Source organism: Marinirhabdus gelatinilytica (assembly GCF_003353425.1).
In the GTDB taxonomy this organism is placed as follows: domain Bacteria; phylum Bacteroidota; class Bacteroidia; order Flavobacteriales; family Flavobacteriaceae; genus Marinirhabdus; species Marinirhabdus gelatinilytica.
In genome coordinates, this window is the sequence record NZ_QRAO01000001.1 from 103,159 (window position 1) to 120,602 (window position 17,444).

The following is a 17,444-nucleotide window of genomic DNA, read 5'->3' on the forward strand; positions in this document are numbered from 1 at the left end:
TGTTGTTGTATTTTCAAGTAAGGTTGTCTATCTTGGGAAGACAAAGCAAGCGTCCATGAAAAAAATTGTACTCTTTTGTCTGGCGAGTTTTATCCTAATTGGATGTTCCGAAGACGATGACAACCCCATAGCTACACTTCCCGAAGACCCAATGGAAGACCCCCTTCAAGATCCACCTCCCCCACCCCCTCCTCTAACATTTCCAGCCCCTTGTGACTCAGGACTTGCCGGCGGTATTTTTCCCTGTAATGGCATTGACCTTGTTTATCACATAGACCTAGATGAACTGGACGCGGAAAAAGGCAACGATAGCTGGGGATGGACAGACCCCATTACCGGCAAGGAATATGCGCTTATGGGACTGGATAATGGCACCGCTTTTATAGACATCTCTAACCCATCGGCCCCTATTTATTTAGGAAAGCTGGAAACAGAAACCTCTGCCAGCTCTTGGAGGGATATAAAAGTTTTTAAGGACCACGCATTTGTTGTGAGCGAAGCACAGGGCCACGGGATGCAAGTGTTCGACCTTACAAGGTTGCGGGATGTAACAAATCCTCCACAAAATTTTTCTACGGATGCCGAATACACCGGTTTTGGCAGCGCCCACAATATTGTTATCAATGAAGACTCTGGCTTTGCGTATGCAGTGGGCACACAAACATTTGATGGAGGCCCTCATTTTATAGACATTAACGATCCTACAAACCCACAAGGAGCAGGCGGATATGCCATGGGCTCCTATAGTCATGACGCACAAGTGGTCACTTATAACGGTCCCGACACAGAGTATACGGGAAGGGAAATCCTTATAGGCAGCAACGAGAATGAAGTGGTTCTTGTTGATATCACGGACAAAGCCAATCCAGTTCCCGTATCCACTATTTCCTACGACCAAGTGGGTTACACCCACCAAGGATGGTTTACTGAAGACCAATCCTATTTTTTGTTGGGCGACGAGCTGGATGAACTTAATTTTGGCTTTGGCTCCAGAACTATTGTTTTCGATTTTACAGATCTGGACAATCCAATGCTTCATTTTGAGTACGATGGCCCTACTGCTGCCATAGACCACAATGGGTACGTAAATGGGGATAGGTATTATCTTGCAAACTATACTGCTGGCTTGCGAATTATAGATGTTTCAGGAATAGGGAATGGCTCTATTTCCGAAATGGGATCCTTCGATTCGTTTACACAAAACAACAACCCGTCATTTAACGGTGCTTGGAGCGTATTTCCTTATTTTGATAGCGGACATATCATCATAAGCGATATTGACAGTGGTTTCTATCTTGTTAAGCCCACGTTTTAGTATATTTGCAAATCTTTTGATGTAATGCACCTTTTAATTGCTAAAATTTTAGCGATTTTTAAAATCTATTGCGCAATTTTTAAAAAAACATTTCGTTTCACCAATACTCATTTACTCATAAAACTTGAAACACTACTTATGAAAAAAACACTACTTACGTTAGCTTTTTCCCTAACATCTACCATCGCACTTCTAGCCCAAACGCCCTGTACTGGTGGAAATGCGGGACCATATCCATGTAATGGGTACGATTTGCAATCCCAATTCGATCTAAATGTACTTAACGCTGGAGCTGGAAACGACTCTTGGGGATGGACAGACCCTACCAATGGAGATGAGTATGCCATTGTGGGGCTATCCAACGGAACGGTTTTTATAGATATCACCAACCCAACAAATCCCACATACCTTGGTAAGCTCCCCACACACACCTCAAACAGTACTTGGAGAGATATAAAAGTGTACAACAATCACGCTTTCATAGTAAGCGAAGCTGGGGGACACGGAATGCAGGTGTTCGATCTTACAAGACTTAGAAACGTACCTTCACCACCAACCACATTTACTGAAGATGCCCACTTCAATGGCTTTGGAAGTGCACACAACATTGTTATTAACGAAGATACCGGCTATGCGTATCCCGTGGGTGCAGCTCCTTTTAACGGAGGCCCCATTTTTATAAATATTCAAGACCCTCTTAATCCAGTTGAGGAAGGCGGGTACAGTATGGACGCCTATAGTCACGATGCACAGATTGTAACCTACTGTGGTCCAGATCAAGATTATAATGGCAGGGAAATATTGATTGGAAGCAATGAGGATGAAGTCATTATTGCCGACATTACAGACAAAGCTAACCCCGTGAATATTTCCAGCATTTCATATTCAGATGTTGGATACACCCACCAAGGATGGTTTACCGAAGACCAGCGCTTCTTCATCCTAGGAGACGAAACAGACGAACTTAACCTTGGTTTCAATACAAGGACCGTGGTTTTCGATTTTAACGACTTGGACAATCCTTCATTGGCTTTTGAATATTCTGGGCCTTCTTCCGCAATAGACCATAACGGCTATACAAAGGGTGAGAAGTTTTACCTATCTAGCTACAGGGCTGGATTGCGTGTATTGGATGTATCTGATATTGAAAATGGTAATATGACCGAAGAAGGTTTCTTCGACTCCTACCCCAATAACGACAATGCAAGTTTTAGTGGTGCTTGGAGTGTATACCCTTATTTTGAAAGTGGTAACATAGTAATAAGCGATATTAATAGAGGCTTCTTACTGGTGAAAGCACAAAATGGAGACACCACAAAACCAGTAGCAAGCTGTGTGACCACAACAGTAGAGTTAGATGCAGCTGGAAACGGTGAACTGAACCCACAAGAAGCTGCTAATGGTTCCACTGATGATGTAGGAATTGCAGGATATTTGGCCTGTGATAGGTTTTTTGATTGTACAGACATAGGCACCACAACAGTAGAAATTGAAGTATACGATGCCTTTGGGAACAGAGACACCTGTACCGCCACTGTTGAAGTTGTAGATAATTTAGCTCCCGCAATCACTTGTCCGGCAGATGAAGAGGTGATGTACGACGCTGGACAAACCTTCTATACTGTGCCCGATTACATTGCTGCGGGCGAAGTTACTGCAACGGACAATTGTACAACAAGTTTGACCATTACCCAGGATCCACCTGCAGGCACACAACTTACAGCCGGTAATTATAATATTGTTTTTGAAAGTACGGATAACTCTTCCAACGTAGGCTCTTGTAGTTTTCAATTGGCCGTGGAAGTACCACTTTCGGTAGCCGAAAACACCTTGGAAGCTGGGCTGGATGTGTTTCCAAACCCAACAGCAGATTTATTGAACATCACTTCAAAGAATAGTGATATGCATACCATTTCAGTAGTGGATATTACCGGTAAAACAGTTTATTTACAAGAAACTGCAGCCATAACTACTGCTACATTGGATGTTTCAACTTACTCAAAAGGAGTGTATTTTGTAACCATTAACAATACGGTTACCAAGAAAATCATTAAAAAGTAAGCATACAGCCTATAATACGACATAAAACTGGCATTGTAGATGGTTCTTAGGTGCCTAATACAGCCAGTTTTATTTTTAGCAAACACATTAAATGACCTAAACAATCCAACAGCTATGAAAAAAATACCACTTCTTATACTAGTTTGTATACTCTTGGCAGGGCTTCACGCATGTTCTAGTGACGATGCGACCACACCAGAAGAAGAACAGGAAGAGGAGGTTGAAGACCCCCCGGCTCTTTCTGGTAGTTTCGAGTATGTCCTCAATATAGGAGGGTCTGACAATGATTCTGCCGCTTCCATAGTACCAACCAACGATGGCGGCTATGTCTTTGCAGGTGCTACACAAAGCACCAATGGTGATGTTACGGACAAAACTGGAGATGACAGGGATGTCTGGGTGGTTAAGACCAACAGCAGCGGCGCCATACAATGGAGCAAAACGTATGGTGGTAGTGATGATGATGAAGGCACCAGCATTTCACCTACAAGTGATGGTGGGTACATAGTGTCAGGGTTCACCCGAAGTGACGATGGTGACGTGAGCACCAACGCAGGTTTTAACGATCTATGGATTATTAAGCTTTCTGCAACAGGAGAACTGCAATGGGAGAAAACCTTTGGCTACTCTGGTAACGACAGGGCTTTCAATGTAAAACAGACCAAGGACGGTGGCTATTTAGCCTTGGGCGTGCTGGATGTAACCGCAAGTGGCGGCCAAGGAAATATAAACAGAGCATCGGCCAGTCACGCAGGTGGGGATTATTGGGTGCTTAAACTAGACCCAACCGGAGAAATAAACTGGGCCCGATATTACGGAGGTAGCTTTACAGATAGCGCTTTCGATTTTGTTGAAACAGATAACGGTAATTACATTATCACGGGCTGGTCAGACAGCAGTGATGTGGATATTACGAACAATAAAGGAGAATACGATTTCTGGATCTTGAACATTTCAGCAAACGGGAGCATAAACTGGAAGAAGAACTATGGAGGGACTGAAATAGACTTGGCATACAGTATGACCACAACAACCGATGGCAATTTCATCATTGTAGGCGATACTAGAAGTGCCGATACGGACATTAGCAACTTTATAGGGAACGCAGATGTCTGGGCCATAAAAATAGACAGCAACGGCTCGATTATTTGGGAAAAAACCTATGGTGGCACTCAATTCGACTCTGCAAGGGGTGTTGCCTCCCTTCCCAATGGTCGCTACGCAATAGTAGCCTCGTCACGAAGTAACGATGTAAACGTAACCACCAACAACGGTCTTAACGACGGTTGGTTTGTAGTGATTGATGAAGAAGGCACCCTGTTGTTTGAAGAGAGTATTGGCGGCAGCCAGTTAGACTTTGCCGAGGGTATTACAAGCAATGCTACTGGCGAAATTTATATTGTAGGAAATACCGAGAGTAACGACGGAAACTTTACCCAGAACAAAGGGGGGAAAGACGCATTTCTCGCTAAATTTAAATTTGAAAATTAATTTCTAACATACACAAAATGATAAAAAAAATTGCCCTTATTTGCTTCACAGTAGGTTTATTTATTGCCTGTAACAGTGATGACGACGCACCCGTAATCCAGGATGACCCTGTAAATGTAGATTTTACATTTACTGAAAACTGGGATGGAGATGACATCACGAACGCAGATTACGAAACAACAACATATACTACAGCAAACGGGGTAGACTTAAAATTATTTAAGTTGAATTATTTAATCTCAGATATTACGTTCACCGCCCAAGACGGAACTGAGTATGGTGCAGGAGACTACAATTTGATCACCGCGCGCACAGGGGACAATGCAAACTTTACCCCAGACATCCAAATCCCAGAGGGAACGTACAATGTTTCTTTCACTTTTGGATTTAATGACGAAGATAACGATAAGGAAGGCGGTTATGCAGATCTTAACTCGGCAGACGGTACTTGGTCCGTTCCAGAAATGCTTGGTGGCGGTTACCACTACATGCGTATGGAAGGAACTTTTGAAAACACAACAGGCGATACCGAAACTTTCCAATACCATACCATCAGAGCCAACAAACACAGTTCCTTACCGCCAGATATGACCACATTGGAACTTGTTGAAGACACTTCATTTGTAGTGGACCTAGGAGATATAAGTATAGGAAATAACACCAATATCACGGTGGGTATGAACGTAGCCGAATGGTTCAAAAACCCTAATACTTGGGATCTCAACGAAGAATCTTCGGTAATGATGCCAAGGTACGACCTCCAGATTGCTATGAACCAAAATGGCAGCAATGGAGTTTTTTCTCGTGAAACTTCCTTAATTGAATAAATCACAAATGAAAAAGGTTGGAATTTTAAGTTGTTTGGTAACTTCACTGCTGTTGTTCACATCCTGTGAGGACAGTGATGATACTGCGATACAATATATGGCAACCCCTGCACCGCTTGAAGTCCCCACTATTTTTCAAGACCAAATTCTACCTCCGGTTATCCCTGAGGACAATCCCCAAACGGCCGAAGGTATCGCATTGGGAAAAAAATTATTTTTTGACAGGAACCTCTCTGCGGACGGCTCCATCTCTTGTGCCTCCTGCCACGCCCCTCAAGCCGCATTTTCAGACAATCGTCAATTCAGTATAGGAATTACGGGAGAAGAAGGGTTCAGGAACTCTATGCCACTACAAAATCTAGTCTTCAATTACGACGAAAAGTTTAATTGGGACGGCAGCGCCAACTCCTTGGAATCGCAAATGTTCGAGCCAGTTGTCAATCCCATTGAAATGGCAAACACTTGGGCCAATGTAGAAAGCACATTGCAGGACTCAAACGAATACCCACAACTTTTTGAAGAGGCTTTCGGCACACAAATTATAGACTCTACCCTTGTAACCAAAGCATTGGCACAGTTTGTAAGAACTCTGGTTACGGCCAACTCAAGGTTCGATCAAGCCCAATTGGGACTTATAGAATTAACTCCACAGGAGCAAAATGGTCTCAATGTCTTTTTGGACGAGAGCCGAGGCGATTGTTTCCATTGCCACGGGCTACCAGCAAATCCGCTATGGACGGACAACGCATTTCACAACAATGGACTAGACGAGGAGTTTGACGATCTTGGCCTCGGGAACATAACCGGGGACCCAAGGGATTTTGGACTTTTCAGGACACCTTCGCTTCGTAATTTAAAATTTACCGCTCCCTATATGCACGATGGGCGTTTTGCCACCTTGGACGAGGTAATAGACCACTATAGTGAGGGACTGGTCTTTTCTCCAACAATAGATCCGCTCATGAAAGCCATTAGCGAAGGAGGCGTTCAACTTTCTGAAGAGGACAAGGCAGATCTTAAAGCTTTCCTGCTATCGCTTTCGGATGATTCTTTCATCAACAATCCAGATTTTAGACAATAGTTTTTTAGGTGCTGCAACCAGCTTAAAAAACTTTCAGCAACTACCATTAACAATACCTATAACGGCATAAGATTATTTAAAATCCCTGCTATGGTAAAACGCTGTAATTAACGTATCTTTGCAGTCTAATTTAGAATAATTCTAAGCCATGATAAAAGTTAGCGATACCGCAAAGACAAAGCTCGAACAGCTAATGAGTGAGGAAGGGTTTAATGTGACCAGCGACTTTGTGCGCGTGGGGGTGAAGAGTGGTGGTTGTTCCGGACTTTCGTACGAATTGAATTTTGACAAACAACTCGGGGAGAACGACAAGCTATTCGAGGACAACCTTGTCAAGATAGCCGTGGACAAAAAGAGCTTTTTGTATTTGGTAGGAACTACACTGGAATACAGCGGCGGCCTAAACGGAAAGGGATTTGTGTTCAACAACCCAAATGCCAATAGGACCTGCGGGTGTGGGGAGTCTTTCTCTTTATAATTGAAAGTCACCTTGAACCAACGTACAGACGCGATCGAAAACCATATGGATTCAACTCCAAGTTCAAATTGCGTTCAACAAAAATTTAGAAAGATTACATTATGTCGAAATACACTGAAGACGATTTAAAAAAAGAACTCGAGACCAAAGAGTACGAATACGGATTTTATACCGATATAGAGTCTGATACGTTCCCCGTGGGTCTTAATGAGGATATAGTTCGTGCTATCTCGCAGAAAAAGGAGGAGCCCGAATGGATGACAGAGTGGCGCTTGGAGGCTTTTCGGTACTGGAAAGAAATGGTAGAGCCAGAATGGGCCAACGTACATTACGAAAAGCCTGATTTCCAAAATATCTCTTACTATTCTGCACCCAACAAAAAACCGAAATACGAAAGCCTGGACGAAGTAGATCCAGAATTGCTGGAAACCTTCAACAAACTGGGGATTTCTCTGGACGAGCAGAAAAAACTCGCTGGAGTAGCCGTAGATATTGTTATGGACTCGGTTTCCGTAGCAACTACGTTCAAAGATACCCTTGCTGAAAAAGGAATCATTTTCTGTTCCATTTCTGAAGCTATCAAGAAGCACCCAGAATTGGTAAAAAAATATATAGGAACCGTAGTCCCGCAGCGCGATAACTTTTATGCAGCCTTGAACAGTGCTGTATTTAGTGACGGTTCGTTCTGCTATATCCCCAAAGGAGTACGTTGCCCCATGGAGCTTTCAACCTATTTCCGTATAAACCAAGCAGGAACAGGACAGTTTGAAAGAACCCTTGTTATTGCGGAGGAAGGCAGTTACGTAAGTTATCTAGAAGGTTGTACGGCACCAAGCCGTGACGAAAACCAGTTGCATGCCGCGGTGGTAGAACTTATCGCCCTTGACGATGCAGAGATCAAATACTCTACCGTACAAAACTGGTTCCCCGGGAATAAAGAAGGAAAAGGTGGTGTTTACAATTTTGTGACCAAAAGAGGATTGTGCGAGACCAATGCGAAAATCTCTTGGACCCAAGTAGAAACGGGAAGTGCCGTAACCTGGAAATACCCAAGTTGTATCCTAAAAGGAGATAACAGCATAGGGGAGTTCTATTCCATTGCCGTTACCAACAATTTTCAGCAAGCAGATACGGGCACCAAGATGGTCCATTTGGGGAAAAATACCCGAAGCACTATTATTTCCAAAGGAATTTCAGCTGGGAAATCACAAAACAGCTACCGTGGTTTGGTACAGATAAATTCACGGGCCGAAAATGCCCGCAACTTTTCGCAGTGCGATTCATTGCTAATGGGGAATGATTGCGGCGCCCATACCTTCCCGTACATTGAAGCCAAGAACAAATCGGCAAGGGTAGAGCATGAGGCCACTACCAGCAAAATTGGTGAGGATCAGATATTTTACTGCAACCAACGCGGTATCGATACCGAAAAGGCCATAGCGCTCATCGTAAACGGGTTCAGCAAGGAAGTACTTAATAAGCTCCCCATGGAATTCGCTGTAGAAGCACAAAAATTATTGGAAATCTCTTTGGAAGGTTCCGTAGGATAAACAACGAAACAATCAAAAAATAAATCTGTATAAAAATGAAAAAACTGATTTTGCTCTTAGTGATCACAACAAGTGTATTTGCCTGTAAAGAAGACCTAGGCGAAAGAACGAGTAACGACCCACAGTACGAAGGAGAATTTATTTATGTAGATGGCGGAGCAGTGCTCAAGGGGGACAATTTTATCTATGGAGTAACCATAGACGAAATGTCCAACTACCTTAAAGAACGGGTAGGCACCATTAAGAAAGATGATTTTGATATGGTACCCGTTGTGGTAAAAGGCTCCCTAAAAAACAAACCCCAAGGTGCCGAGGGCTGGGACGAGATCCTCACCATTACACAGGTAGTAAGCGTGAGCGAAACCCCATCTGAAGCAGATATTAAAATTGAAGACAAGAAAGAGACGACAAACTAAAGTAACGTACTGAAATACCCCTTGTGGTTTTCAGCAATCACCCAGAAATTAAATTATGCTACATATAAAAGACCTGCACGCAGGAGTTGAAGAAAAAGAAATCCTAAAGGGAATTGACCTGGACGTAAAACCCGGCGAAGTACACGCGATCATGGGACCGAACGGTTCAGGAAAAAGTACTTTGGCTTCGGTCATTGCCGGAAAAGAGGAGTTTGAGATTATCAAGGGAGATCTAGAGTTTGAAGGAGAAGATATTTCAGAACTGGATCCAGAAGAACGCGCCCACAAAGGGTTGTTCCTATCGTTTCAATATCCTGTGGAAATCCCAGGGGTTTCGGTGACCAATTTTGTAAAGACGGCCATCAACGAAACCCGAAAGGCAAAAGGCCAGAAAGATATGCCCGCTGGCGAGATGCTCAAAAAAATAAAGGAAAAAGCAGACCTTCTTGAAATAGATCGGAAGTTTCTTTCCCGCTCCCTTAACGAAGGATTCTCGGGAGGAGAAAAGAAACGCAACGAGATTTTTCAGCTCGCTATGCTGGAGCCCAAATTGGCAATTCTAGATGAAACCGACTCCGGACTGGACATTGACGCCCTTAAAGTGGTCGCCAACGGTGTGAACAAACTGAAGAGCAAGGACAACGCCGTAATTGTAATTACCCACTACCAGCGTTTACTGGATTATATCGTACCCGATTATGTACATGTACTTATGGGCGGTAAAATCGTGAAATCCGGCAACAAAGAGTTGGCCAAAGAGCTGGAAGCAAAAGGGTACGACTGGATTAAAGAAGAATTGGTATAGCTTCGGTACATTCCTGATATACTATCGGGACCACCCAGCTACCTATATCCTAGGTTTTCTTTGAGATTTGGGATTTGAATTTTTTTGAATTTGAAAAAACATGAGTTTAAAAGATAAATTAGTATCATCATACATCGCTTTCGAGGATCACTTGGAGGACGACTCTCCTATCCACGACCTTCGCAACGATGCCATAAAGGTGTTTGAAGAAAAAGGATTTCCATCAAAAAAAGAAGAAGCCTGGAAATACACTTCGTTGAATGCACTGCTAAAAAACGATTACAGTGTCTTCCCCAGCAACAAGAGTTCTTTGGAACTCAAGGACGTAAGGAAGTATTTCCTGCACGAGATAGACACCTACAAATTGGTTTTTGTAGACGGTGTATACAATTCGTTCCTTTCGGAAACCACCCATGATTCCTTGGATGTTTGCTTGCTTTCTTCAGCATTGAACAAAACCAAGTACAAAGCGGTTATAGACGCTTATTTCAACAAAACCGCCGTTAAGGAAAGCCTTACTTCTTTAAACACGGCTTTTGCCAAGGAAGGGGCCTACATACACATTCCTAAAAACAAGGAAGTTGAAAAACCCATTGAGATCATAAATTTTTCAACGGGTAGTGAAGCAGCCGTCCTGCTCCAACCCCGTAACTTGGTCGTAGTTGGCGAAAATGCACACGTACAGATCATTGAGCGCCACCAGAGTTTAAACGGGAACCAAGTGTTGACCAACAGCGTTACTGAGATTTTTGCCGAAAAGAGAGCGTATGTAGATTTCTATAAAATACAGAACGATGCCCATACGGCTTCATTGATAGACAGCACCTACGTTTCACAGGAACAGGAGAGCCATTGCCGGGTGCATACCTTTTCCTTTGGCGGGAAACTCACGAGGAACAACCTTAACTTTTATCAAAAAGGCGAACGTTGTGATAGCACCCTGAACGGAATTACAATTATTGAAGGTAAGCAACACGTAGACCACAATACCCTTGTACATCACATTGCTCCCAACTGTGAGAGCCACCAAGACTACAAAGGTATTTTTGATGAGAATGCAACAGGCGTATTCAACGGAAAAGTGTACGTAGAAAAAGATGCCCAAAAACTGGACGCTTTCCAACAGAACAATAATATCTTGGTTAGCGATAAAGCCAGTATCAACTCCAAACCTCAACTGGAGATCTTTGCAGACGATGTGCGTTGTTCCCACGGTTGTACCATTGGGCAATTGGACGAGGACGCAATGTTCTACCTGCAATCTCGTGGGATTGGTAAAAAAGAAGCCCGAGCACTGTTGATGTATGCTTTTGCCAACAACGTGTTGGAAGGTGTAAAGATTCCAGAGCTTAAAGCCCGTATCAACAAATTGATTGCCAATAAGATTGGGGTTAGTTTGGGGTTTGCGTTGTAAAATTTCAGAAAACATGGCTTTCAACATAGAAAGTATTAGAGCAGATTTCCCCATACTGCAGCGGCAAGTAAATGGCAAGCCCTTGGTATACCTGGACAATGCGGCCACCTCGCAAAAACCGCAGCTGGTGATAGATGCTATCGTAGATTACTATTCAAACTACAATGCGAACATACACCGTGGGGTACATTCGCTCTCACAAGAAGCAACCGATAGATACGAAGAGGCACGACAAAAAATTCGGCAGCATTTCAATATCGCAAAAGCACACGAGGTAATTTTTACGTCGGGTACCACACATGGCATCAACTTGGTGGCCAATGGATTTGCAACAATCTTAGGACAAGGAGACGAGGTAATTGTTTCAGCATTGGAGCACCACAGCAATATTGTACCGTGGCAAATGCTCTGCGAAAAAACAGGCGCCGAGTTAAAGGTGATCCCAATGACGCAAGAGGGAACGCTGGACATGGCGGCCTATTCGGCATTACTTTCAGGAAATACAAAACTGGTCTTTGTAAACCATATTTCCAATGCTTTGGGCACCATAAACCCTATAGAGGATATTATTTTTAAAGCACATCAAGTAGGCGCAGCAGTATTGATAGATGGAGCGCAGGCATGTTCTCACATAAAACCAGACCTGCAAGCGTTGAATGTAGATTTTTATGTAACCTCAGCCCATAAAATGTGCGGGCCCACGGGCGTTGGTATATTGTATGGTAAAGAGGAGTGGCTCAACAAACTACCTCCTTATCAGGGCGGTGGCGAGATGATAGCCGAAGTGAGTTTCGAGAAAACTACCTACGCAGATCTCCCCCACAAATTTGAAGCCGGGACTCCCAACATTTGTGGAGGTATCGCTTTTGGCACTGCTATAGACTACCTTAACCAAATAGGTTTCCATGCCATTGAAAAACACGAGCACGAACTGTTGGAATACGCCACGAAAGAATTACTAAAGATCGAAGGCTTAAAGATCTACGGGACAGGGACCGAGAAAACATCGGTTATTTCATTTAATTTGGAAGGTATACACCCCTACGATGTGGGCACCATCCTGGACAAAATGGGCATTGCCGTACGCACGGGACACCACTGCGCCCAACCTATAATGACCTTTTTTAACATTCCTGGCACAGTACGTGCATCCTTAGCCTTCTACAACACAAAAGAAGAAGTAGACGCGCTTGTAGCAGGGGTGAGAAAAGCCCAACAAATGCTGCGTTAACATTCCTTTAAACCCCTGTGGCAAAGAATTGTAGTATCTTGCAAGGAACACTTAAAACGAAACACTATGAAATTTTTGATGAGCTTTTTACTATTGGGAACCTTTCTTTTTACTGGCTGCGACGAAACCAAAAAGGTGATAGACACCGCAGGAAGTGTACAACTCTCCGGCAACTATAACATTGTATCAGCAGACGGTAAATCTATAAACGACGAGGATATAAACATCACATTTACCGCCTTGGACAAATCGGTTAGAGGAAATGCGGGCTGTAACTCATTCTTCGGAAATTATAGTTTGGATCTATATGCCCTAAGTTTCAGTGAAATTGCGGCAACCGAAAAATACTGTGACGAGCCAACAATGATCGTCGAACGAGCCATTATGGACGCGATCAACAATACAGGTTCCTATACACTGGAGAGCGGTACGCTTACACTACTCTCAAAAAATGACCGAAGTGTGTTGCTCACCGCAAACAAGATAAAAACCAACAATTAGATTGAAAGACATACAAAGCATACAAGAAGAATTGATAGATGAGTTCAGTTTGTTTGACGACTGGATGGAGCGTTATGAACATATGATATCGCTGGGTAAGAACCTCCCGTTGATAGACCCATCCCTAAAAACCGATGACAAGCTCATAAAAGGCTGCCAGAGCAAAGTGTGGCTGCATAGTGAACTAAAGGACGGCAAGGTAGTTTTTACGGCCGATAGCGATGCCATTATCACCAAGGGAATCGTAGCAATTTTGGTTCGGGTATTCTCCAACCAAAAGCCCGAGGATATCGTGGAGGCGGACACCAAATTTATAGATGAAATTGGGCTGAAGGAACACCTGTCCCCCACACGTGCCAATGGATTGGTCTCCATGTTAAAGCAAATGAAGCTCTACGCCGTTGCCTATCAAGCACAACTGAAACAATAATTAAAAGTTACCCGCCTGCGCGGGCAATAGATATGAGTACTACTGAAATAGACACCACCGAACTGGGAGAGAAAATCGTAAAAGTGCTGAAAACCATTTACGACCCCGAAATACCCGTAGACATATACGAGCTAGGCCTTATTTATGATGTTTTTGTAAACGAGGACCGTGAGGTAAAGATTTTAATGACCCTTACCACACCCAATTGTCCCGTAGCCGAAACATTGCCCGTTGAAGTGGAGGATAAGGTAAAAAGTCTCAAAATGGTAAAGGACGCCGAAGTTGAGATAACCTTCGACCCCCCCTGGACTCAAGATTTAATGAGCGAAGAGGCAAAGTTGGAACTAGGAATGCTTTAAGTTTCTAAAATAAAATCCCTAGCAACGTCCAGGGTGTTCTTGGTGGCTCACTTTTAGTTTTTCCGTACCTTTTTTCTGTACGGAAAAAGTAAACTTGAGACACTCGCAAAAACTATGAGCGAAGAGGCAAAGTTGGAACTAGGAATGCTTTAAGTTTCTAAAATAAAATCCCTAGCAACGTCCAGGGTGTTCCTGGTGGCTCACTTTTAGTTTTTCCGTGCCTTTTTTCTGTACGGAAAAAGTAAACTTGAGACACTCGCAAAAACTATGAGCGAAGAGGCAAAACAGAAATCGGGGAGATAATAACAATAGCAATGCAAAACGAAATCATAAACAGAGTTGCCAACAGCAAGTTGGTCACGATAGACCTGGAGGAGCACTATCCCGAGGGCAAACGCATACTTTTTGATATTTCGCAATGGTTGCTGGAGGGTATTGTTCTTAAAGAGCAGGACTTCAGGAAAGCTGTGAAGGAGCACGACTGGTCGCAATACCAAGATTGCTATGTAGCCCTGCACTGCAGTACCGATGCTATTGTTCCGGGCTGGGCCTTTTTATTCGTTTCACTTCAGTTGGCGCCGTATGCCTCAAAAACGGTTGTGGGCACCCTGGACACCTTGGAATCGATCCTATTTGCTGAAATTATACCCACCATTAATCTTTCAGAAGCCGAAGGAAAACCCGTCATTATAAAGGGTTGCGCCCATAAACCCATCCCACAGAACGCTTATGTATTGTTGGCCAAGAGATTGCAACCCATTGCAAAGAGCATTATGTACGGGGAAGCGTGTTCGGCTGTGCCGCTCTTCAAAAAAAAGTAAGACGCTTGTCCTATTTTTAGAGCTTTCCATCGAAAACAGTATGTAGATTTTCAGAATTCATTTTTAAAAACCCCAAAAGTTGAAGTACATTTGTTGTAACATAAACCTTACAACTATGAAAAAACTAATTCTTATCACAGCGCTCTTAGCATTACCCATAGCAACTTGGGCGCAGACCAAAGAAGAACTTAAGGCCCAAAAAGCTGAAAAACAAGCAGAGGCAGATGCCGCACAAGCTGAAGCAAATGCGATACAAGCAAAAATTGACGCCCTTCCAGGGTGGAGAATTGGTGCATTTGGAACCGTTGGGGTAAACTTGGCGAGTTTCAATAACTGGTATGCACAAGGAACACCCAACGTAAACTCTGGGAACATTGGCGTAACCGTAAACAGTTTTGCAAACCTTAAACAGGAAAAGTTCTTTTGGAGAAACTCACTCAACGTAAATCTGGGCTGGGTTAAGTTTGACGATAAGGACGATCCCACAGATGATGATAGTTTTAGAGAAGCGACCGATGTTTTTAATATTTCATCTCTATACGGTAGAAATATCTTTAAAAACGTTGCCGCCTCTGCATTGGCCGAGTACCGCACTACCATATTGAACAACTTTAACGATCCAGGCTATCTGGATGTGGGTGTGGGTGCCACGTGGACACCATTGGAAAATCTTGTAGTGGTAGTACATCCACTAAATTATAACTTCGTATTTGCTGACGACGATACCATATTTGAATCTTCACTAGGCGCCAAGATCTTGGTGGACTACACAAGAGAGATCGGTAAGATTAGTTTTAAGTCAAACCTGTCTGCCTTCCAAAGCTATGAGTCTTCAGATCTGTCCAACTGGACGTGGATAAACTCCTTTGGTTATAAAGTATGGAAAAGCTTAGGGGTAGGATTTGAGTTTGGCCTACGTGGCAACAAACAGGAAGCACTCAACTTTGCCACTACCAATTTTGTTCCCGAGAGTGGCGAGCCTGTGCCAACCTTCGAGAATGTGGACAACGAAGTACAGAGCTACTGGCTATTGGGTCTTACCTATGCTTTTTAAGGTATAGTATTTTAAAAATTTTAGGAAAACCGTTCACGATGTGGGCGGTTTTTTTGTATAAAGCAATAATTTACAACTTAAAAAAATAGCCTACCCAGAGCTTACGGGTTGCCCCACACCGTCCAAAGAAACCCGCCAGGTCATTCCACCATTCACGGCTCACCACTTATTCCACATACTCCTCCGGATACAAAAAGTTATTATACGGAAAGCGTGTTACGTGTATGTCCCGTACAGCATCATAGACCGTTTTGCGGAACTCCTCCAGGTTCTCCTTGTTCAAGGCCGAGATAAAAATCGCGTCCACATTTTCACGCTGCATCCAGGTTTGTTTCCATTCCTTTAGGGTGAAGTGGGCCTTGGTTTTTTCGGTAATGAGGTCGTCTTCATCTATAGTTTCGGGCTCGTAGGCATCTATTTTATTGAACACCATGAGTGTTGGTTTATCGGCACTCTTAATTTCATCCAGAATTTGGTTCACTGAGGCAATATGGTCCTCAAAACTGGAATGGCTTATATCTACCACGTGCAGGAGCAAATCTGCTTCTCGCACCTCATCCAGGGTGCTTTTAAAACTTTCAACCAATTGCGTGGGGAGCTTGCGTATAAACCCTACGGTATCGCTCAACAAGAATGGCAGGTTCCCAATCACCACTTTACGCACAGTGGTGTCCAAGGTTGCAAACAGTTTATTTTCAGCAAATACTTCGCTTTTACTTATCACGTTCATCAACGTACTTTTGCCCACATTGGTGTACCCTACCAATGCCACACGCACCAAGGCACCACGATTACCACGCTGCACCTCCATTTGTTTGTCTATTTTTTTAATTTTCTTTTTCAGCAAGGAGATACGGTCACGTACGATACGGCGGTCTGTTTCAATCTCGGTCTCACCGGGACCACGCATCCCAATACCACCACGTTGACGCTCCAAGTGGGTCCATAGCCCTGTTAACCGCGGCAACAGGTATTCGTATTGTGCCAGTTCCACTTGTGTACGGGCGTAGCTGGTCTGGGCACGCTGCGCAAAAATATCGAGGATGAGATAGGTACGGTCCACCACCTTACATTTCAGGATGCGCTCAATGTTCTTTTGTTGTGCGGGCGAGAGTTCATCATCAAAGATAGCGGTACCCACATCGTTGGCCTCCACAAACTCACGAACCTCTTCCATTTTTCCCGAACCTATAAATGTCTTGGAATCGGGCTTTTCCATTTTTTGCACAAACCGCTTTAGCACCTCTCCACCTGCGGTGTACGCTAAAAATTCCAATTCGTCCAGATATTCCTGTGACTTATCTTCATCCTGTTGTTGTGTAATGAGACCAATGAGAACGGCCTTTTCGTATTCGATAGTATTTTTTTCTAACATACTTTAATTTTAAAGGCACCCCCTATAATGTGTTCATTATTAAAACACTGGCATCCCACTTTGTTTTGCTTCCAACGAAAGATTTACCATTGAGAGAAACATAGTTTTAGGGGTATTTTTGCGATGCTATACTGCAATAATTTCTAACACCCTTCTAACCTGCCTGCAGCTAGGCTCCCACTCGTGGATTAAATTCACAGGATGGTACCAAAGCCAAAGGTACAAAAGCTTTTGC

17 protein-coding genes are annotated in these 17,444 nt (G+C 43.5%); 16 read left to right on the plus strand and 1 reads right to left on the minus strand.

The window, feature by feature from the left end; genetic code table 11:
* The first annotated feature begins 55 nt into the window (after positions 1 to 55).
* The 16 genes from C8D94_RS00445 to C8D94_RS00520 all read left to right on the plus strand — a co-directional run bounded on the left by C8D94_RS00445 (position 56) and on the right by C8D94_RS00520 (position 15,834).
* Positions 56 to 1,315 (plus strand): choice-of-anchor B family protein, encoded by a 1,260-nt coding sequence (locus C8D94_RS00445; RefSeq protein ID WP_115122972.1) that lies wholly within the window; start codon positions 56 to 58, stop codon positions 1,313 to 1,315.
* Positions 1,316 to 1,453: 138 nt separating this feature from the next.
* Entirely contained in the window at positions 1,454 to 3,376 is a 1,923-nt protein-coding gene (locus C8D94_RS15525; RefSeq protein ID WP_147278474.1) for a choice-of-anchor B family protein, read from the plus strand.
* Between the two features lie 114 nt (positions 3,377 to 3,490).
* Complete coding sequence (locus C8D94_RS00455; protein ID WP_115121948.1) at positions 3,491 to 4,867, plus strand: hypothetical protein; 1,377 nt, start codon at positions 3,491 to 3,493, stop codon at positions 4,865 to 4,867.
* A gap of 17 nt (positions 4,868 to 4,884) precedes the next feature.
* Positions 4,885 to 5,694 (plus strand): MbnP family protein, encoded by an 810-nt coding sequence (locus C8D94_RS00460; RefSeq protein ID WP_115121949.1) that lies wholly within the window; start codon positions 4,885 to 4,887, stop codon positions 5,692 to 5,694.
* A gap of 7 nt (positions 5,695 to 5,701) precedes the next feature.
* Entirely contained in the window at positions 5,702 to 6,775 is a 1,074-nt protein-coding gene (locus C8D94_RS00465) for a cytochrome-c peroxidase (protein ID WP_115121950.1), read from the plus strand.
* Between the two features lie 148 nt (positions 6,776 to 6,923).
* Positions 6,924 to 7,253: a HesB/IscA family protein gene (locus tag C8D94_RS00470; RefSeq protein WP_115121951.1), complete on the plus strand. Its 330-nt coding sequence runs from the start codon at positions 6,924 to 6,926 to the stop codon at positions 7,251 to 7,253.
* Between the two features lie 101 nt (positions 7,254 to 7,354).
* Entirely contained in the window at positions 7,355 to 8,803 is a 1,449-nt protein-coding gene (gene sufB / locus C8D94_RS00475; protein WP_115121952.1) for a Fe-S cluster assembly protein SufB, read from the plus strand.
* 35 nt (positions 8,804 to 8,838) lie between these two features.
* A complete protein-coding gene (locus C8D94_RS00480; RefSeq protein ID WP_115121953.1) occupies positions 8,839 to 9,219 on the plus strand; it encodes a hypothetical protein in 381 nt (126 codons plus the stop codon).
* 55 nt (positions 9,220 to 9,274) lie between these two features.
* The gene (gene sufC, locus C8D94_RS00485) at positions 9,275 to 10,024 is read left to right on the plus strand and encodes a Fe-S cluster assembly ATPase SufC (RefSeq protein WP_115121954.1); all 750 of its coding nucleotides are present in this window, start codon (positions 9,275 to 9,277) and stop codon (positions 10,022 to 10,024) included.
* 100 nt (positions 10,025 to 10,124) lie between these two features.
* On the plus strand, positions 10,125 to 11,438 hold the full coding sequence (gene sufD, locus C8D94_RS00490; RefSeq protein WP_115121955.1) for a Fe-S cluster assembly protein SufD: 1,314 nt from the start codon (positions 10,125 to 10,127) through the stop codon (positions 11,436 to 11,438).
* Positions 11,439 to 11,451: 13 nt separating this feature from the next.
* Positions 11,452 to 12,669, plus strand: coding sequence for an aminotransferase class V-fold PLP-dependent enzyme (locus tag C8D94_RS00495; protein ID WP_115121956.1), 1,218 nt, complete (start codon positions 11,452 to 11,454; stop codon positions 12,667 to 12,669).
* Between the two features lie 66 nt (positions 12,670 to 12,735).
* Complete coding sequence (locus C8D94_RS00500; RefSeq protein WP_115121957.1) at positions 12,736 to 13,170, plus strand: META domain-containing protein; 435 nt, start codon at positions 12,736 to 12,738, stop codon at positions 13,168 to 13,170.
* A 1-nt stretch (position 13,171) separates the two neighbouring features.
* Entirely contained in the window at positions 13,172 to 13,600 is a 429-nt protein-coding gene (locus C8D94_RS00505) for a SufE family protein (protein WP_115121958.1), read from the plus strand.
* 32 nt (positions 13,601 to 13,632) lie between these two features.
* Positions 13,633 to 13,959, plus strand: coding sequence for an SUF system Fe-S cluster assembly protein (locus C8D94_RS00510; protein WP_115121959.1), 327 nt, complete (start codon positions 13,633 to 13,635; stop codon positions 13,957 to 13,959).
* 314 nt (positions 13,960 to 14,273) lie between these two features.
* Positions 14,274 to 14,780 carry a DUF2480 family protein gene (locus C8D94_RS00515; RefSeq protein WP_115121960.1) on the plus strand — a complete coding sequence of 169 codons (507 nt, stop codon included), beginning with the start codon at positions 14,274 to 14,276 and terminating at the stop codon, positions 14,778 to 14,780.
* Between the two features lie 115 nt (positions 14,781 to 14,895).
* Positions 14,896 to 15,834, plus strand: a complete 939-nt coding sequence (locus C8D94_RS00520) for a DUF3078 domain-containing protein (protein WP_115121961.1) — start codon at positions 14,896 to 14,898, stop codon at positions 15,832 to 15,834.
* Between the two features lie 166 nt (positions 15,835 to 16,000).
* Here C8D94_RS00520 and hflX read toward each other — a convergent pair whose 3' ends face one another.
* A complete protein-coding gene (gene hflX, locus C8D94_RS00525) occupies positions 16,001 to 17,209 on the minus strand; it encodes a GTPase HflX (protein WP_115121962.1) in 1,209 nt (402 codons plus the stop codon).
* Between the last annotated feature and the right edge of the window lie 235 nt (positions 17,210 to 17,444).

Coding starts and splice junctions, on each gene's coding strand:
- sufC (WP_115121954.1), top strand. CDS start 9,275: ATGCTACATATAAAAGACCTGCACGCAGGAGTTGAAGAAAAAGAAATC.
- C8D94_RS00460 (WP_115121949.1), top strand. CDS start 4,885: ATGATAAAAAAAATTGCCCTTATTTGCTTCACAGTAGGTTTATTTATT.
- C8D94_RS00515 (WP_115121960.1), top strand. CDS start 14,274: ATGCAAAACGAAATCATAAACAGAGTTGCCAACAGCAAGTTGGTCACG.
- C8D94_RS00480 (WP_115121953.1), top strand. CDS start 8,839: ATGAAAAAACTGATTTTGCTCTTAGTGATCACAACAAGTGTATTTGCC.
- C8D94_RS00470 (WP_115121951.1), top strand. CDS start 6,924: ATGATAAAAGTTAGCGATACCGCAAAGACAAAGCTCGAACAGCTAATG.
- C8D94_RS00465 (WP_115121950.1), top strand. CDS start 5,702: ATGAAAAAGGTTGGAATTTTAAGTTGTTTGGTAACTTCACTGCTGTTG.
- sufB (WP_115121952.1), top strand. CDS start 7,355: ATGTCGAAATACACTGAAGACGATTTAAAAAAAGAACTCGAGACCAAA.
- C8D94_RS00445 (WP_115122972.1), top strand. CDS start 56: ATGAAAAAAATTGTACTCTTTTGTCTGGCGAGTTTTATCCTAATTGGA.
- C8D94_RS00455 (WP_115121948.1), top strand. CDS start 3,491: ATGAAAAAAATACCACTTCTTATACTAGTTTGTATACTCTTGGCAGGG.
- C8D94_RS00495 (WP_115121956.1), top strand. CDS start 11,452: ATGGCTTTCAACATAGAAAGTATTAGAGCAGATTTCCCCATACTGCAG.
- C8D94_RS00500 (WP_115121957.1), top strand. CDS start 12,736: ATGAAATTTTTGATGAGCTTTTTACTATTGGGAACCTTTCTTTTTACT.
- sufD (WP_115121955.1), top strand. CDS start 10,125: ATGAGTTTAAAAGATAAATTAGTATCATCATACATCGCTTTCGAGGAT.
- C8D94_RS15525 (WP_147278474.1), top strand. CDS start 1,454: ATGAAAAAAACACTACTTACGTTAGCTTTTTCCCTAACATCTACCATC.
- C8D94_RS00510 (WP_115121959.1), top strand. CDS start 13,633: ATGAGTACTACTGAAATAGACACCACCGAACTGGGAGAGAAAATCGTA.
- hflX (WP_115121962.1), bottom strand. CDS start 17,209: ATGTTAGAAAAAAATACTATCGAATACGAAAAGGCCGTTCTCATTGGT.
- C8D94_RS00520 (WP_115121961.1), top strand. CDS start 14,896: ATGAAAAAACTAATTCTTATCACAGCGCTCTTAGCATTACCCATAGCA.